Genomic DNA, 3,423 nt, shown 5'->3' with positions numbered 1-3,423 from the left:
CCGGACGGATCGCCCTGTGAACCCAGCTCCTCACACAGACAACTTGACAAGCCCCACTCGAAGCTTCGTATTCGTGCTCTCCACGAGTGCGTTGCCAACCGGCCCGGGCTCGCCCTGCTCGACGCCAGCCCCGAGGACCTCCGCGGCTACCTCCGCCACCTGGCCCGCAGCGGCCGGTCCAGCAGCCACCGCCGCCTGGCCATCTTCGCCATCCGCTGGCTCTACACCTGGCTCGCCCGCGACCTCGACACCACCGACGAAGTCAACCCCGCCAAGCGCGTCAAGGTCCCCTCCCAGGACACCCCCAACACCGACTACTACACCTCCGAGCAGTTCAGAGCCCTCCTCGGTGCCGCCCGCACCGCCGCTGAAGACTTCGCCTCCCGCGGGCTGGCCAAGCAAGCGCTCCGCGCCCGGTTCGACCACGCCGTGCTCGCCACCCTGCGCTACACCGGCCTGCGTCTCAACGAACTCATCAACCTGCAGACCGACGACATCGACCTCGAGGACCGGCGGCTGCACGTCCAGCGCGGCAAGGGCGGCAAGAGCCGCTACGTCCGCATCGCCAAGCCCCTCGCCACCGTCCTGACCCGCTACCTCAACGAGGTCCGTCCCCACTGCCCCGCTTCGCCCTGGCTGTTCGCCAACCCCTCCGGCTACCCCTCCGGCCACAGCTACGGCCGCACCGCCGACCGGGTCGTCTTCGCCATCGTCCTCAAGTTCGCCACCGCAGCCGGACTGCCCGGCAAGCACCACCCCCACCGGTGCCGCCACGGTCTCGCCACAGAACTCGTCCGCCACAAGACCAACCCCAAGACTTTGCAGCAGGTCCTCGGCCACTCCGACCTCGCAACCACCGCCCGCTACCTCCACCTCGACGACTGCGACGCCGACCAGACCATCGACGACATCTACCCCGACGAAGACGACGAGATGCCAACCGCCGCATAGACCCCACCCACGACCGGAGCCCCGGCCCCTCCGAAGAGGGAACCGGGGCTCCAGCACAGCGTCCCAGCTACTTGACGCCGTTACCTCACGCGATCAGTAGGTGAACGCGTGAACTGTCGTGCTCGTGGTGTCAACGTCGACAGCAGCGATCTCGTTGCCAGCGGCATCTTCCACCGCAGCTGCGTCGATCGTGATGTCGTACTCGTTGTCCGTCCCGGCGTCGTTCAGGGTGCCGTCGAGCGTCACGATGACGGTGCTGCCCGAGACAGTGGCGGTGAGACCGTTGAACTCGATGCCCGAAGCTTCCTCGATGACCGTGAAGCCGGTCGCGTCGTTCACGACCACGGTCTCGCTGAAGGTGAACCGGACCTGGTTCGACGTACCGACGCCGTCGTTCACGTCGTTCGCACGAGCGGAGACGAAGGTCGGGTCGGCATCAGCCGCAGCGGTGGCGGTGTCCGCCGCGCTCGCGTCAGACTCCTCACCATCGACAGTCTGCGTCGCCTCGTAGTAGTAGCAGCCAGCGTCGGTACCGGCGTTGGTGGCGTCGGTGTCGGTGTACTGGATGCCAGTGACGTCATCGTCCTCGTCGTCTGCGGCGGTGAGGGTGAACTCCTCGCCCGTAGCCGAGTACACGTCGTCAGTCGTGCAGGCCGTATTGTCGGTACCACCGGCACCACCCGAGTCAGCGTCGGTCGCGGCGTAACGAGTCACAGTGACCTCGTCGTAGCCGGTCACGAGGCCCGCGATGGAGAGTTCCACGCTTTCCTGTGCACCGGTCGCTGCCAGCGTGGGCTGGGCCGGGCTGGTGTTCAGGAGGCAGAAGCTCGAACCCAGCGCGTCATTCGGCTGGTAGACGGTGCCGACGGAATCGAGGTCGTCACCAACGGTGAGGACATCCTCGAAGTCGGCCAGCGTCACCTCTTCGGCGGCGACACACGCACCGGCAGTGTTGCCAGTCGTGGCGTCATCGACGAAGAAGGTGTCGTTGTCGTCGTACTCGAACAGGCGAGTCACACCTGCGGTCGTGTCGTTCGCAACGATCCAGTCACCGTCCTTGTCGAGGCCTTCGATGTCAGCGTCATTCGCCGGACCACCGAAAGCGGCCTCCTGCGGCAGGACGCTGACGACGCCAGAGACGCCGAAGAGCTCGTCGTCCGTCGGCACGCCATCGCTGTCGAGGTCGAGTCGCGTGTCACCGTCTTCGTCGAAGAAGACGACCGCGACGTAGTCCTCGAAGCCGTTGGAGTTGACCGTGAAGGTCAGGTTGCCCCCAACCGGCGTCGCAGTCGCGTACTGATCGTCAGCGCCGCCGAAGGCAGAACCGTTGACCACAGCGATGTCAGACTCGAGCGCAGCGGTTTCCTCGATGAAGCCCTGGTCCTCGGGGTCGCCAGCAGCGTCCACGAAGCTCACGACGCCGTCTGCATCAACGTCAACGAGGTCAGCATCGACCAGGATGATGTCGTGCTCGGTGTCGGCGACGGGGTTCTCGACGTTGAAGATGACGTTGTCGTCCGTCGCGGATGCGACCGTGTCGCCGTCGTCGGTGACGGTCTGGTCGTCACCTGGAGTGACTACGAACGTCTGGTCAAAGGTGAGCTCCTCCCTCCGTATCGTGCCGGCCGGCTGGGAGCGTGCAGTCGCCGGTCGCCTTGGCCCACGCTCTGTGCGGACCCGTGCGTGACCGTCAGACGCCGGTGAAGTGCCGGTAGGCGAGCTGCGCCGACGCGCGTCCGCTCGGGTCGGTCAGGATCTCCCAGACGGGCTCAGGCGCCGCCCGCAGGCGCTGCCGGTCCTTCTTGCGGGTCTCCTTGGCGAGCCCGGCCGGGTCGGTGACCAGCGAGTAGAGGCGTGCGAGATCCTCACGGTGTCGTACGGCAGCGGCCGTGCGGTCGTGGACGGCGGCACACGACTTGATGACCAGCGTGCCGAGGAGGTTCGGTCTCGGGATGATGCCGCTCCTTCCACCCTGGACGACCGCGAGGTGCTGGGATCGATCGAGCGCTTGGCGAGTGCCGGGCAGCGCGGGCGCCTTCAGTGGCGGGATCGTGGTGAGGTCGGCGCGTGCGCCGAGTCCCTCGGGCGCGATGAGGTCGAGCGCGGCTGCACCACGGCGGAAGGTGTAGCCGTGCCCTTCGATATCCACCTGTTCGTCATCGAGGCTCCAGCCGAGGTCGAGCAACTGTCGGGCCATGTCCCGGACGGCCTCGGTGATGCCACGGGCCTCGACGACCGTGTCGGCGTCTGCGGTGGCGCGGCCGCTGCTGGTGCCAGCTTCGAACTCGTGCAGCATGACCATGAGGGCTCCCACGAGCGTCCAGCCGTGAGGTTTCGCGTCCGCGAGATCCAGCAAGCCCGACCACAGCTGTCCAGCGGTGCCGTGCACCGGCAGCTCGACGGGCGTGTCAGCGCGGAGCGGTTCAGCGGCCACGGTGGGCCTGCAGGATGCGTGCGAACCGCTGCCGGGCG

General features: G+C 67.1%; 3 protein-coding genes. 1 reads left to right on the top strand and 2 read right to left on the bottom strand.

What is annotated here, in order from left to right; all coding sequences use genetic code 11:
- Nucleotides 1-951, top strand: a 951-nt coding sequence (locus tag WEB03_RS06580) for a tyrosine-type recombinase/integrase (RefSeq protein ID WP_368070154.1), incomplete at its 5' end; no start/stop codon positions are given.
- A 93-nt stretch (nucleotides 952-1,044) separates the two neighbouring features.
- Here WEB03_RS06580 and WEB03_RS06575 read toward each other — a convergent pair.
- A complete protein-coding gene (locus WEB03_RS06575) occupies nucleotides 1,045-2,367 on the bottom strand; it encodes a hypothetical protein (RefSeq protein WP_368070153.1) in 1,323 nt (440 codons plus the stop codon).
- A 274-nt stretch (nucleotides 2,368-2,641) separates the two neighbouring features.
- The coding region (locus WEB03_RS06570; protein WP_368070152.1) for a hypothetical protein at nucleotides 2,642-3,423 on the bottom strand (782 nt) is incomplete at its 5' end.

Origin of the sequence: Nitriliruptor sp. (genome assembly GCF_040882075.1) — a bacterium.
Taxonomy (GTDB): Bacteria; Actinomycetota; Nitriliruptoria; order Nitriliruptorales; family Nitriliruptoraceae; genus Nitriliruptor.
Note: the sequence above shows the minus strand (reverse complement) of the source record. Positions and strands in the feature narration are given on the sequence as shown.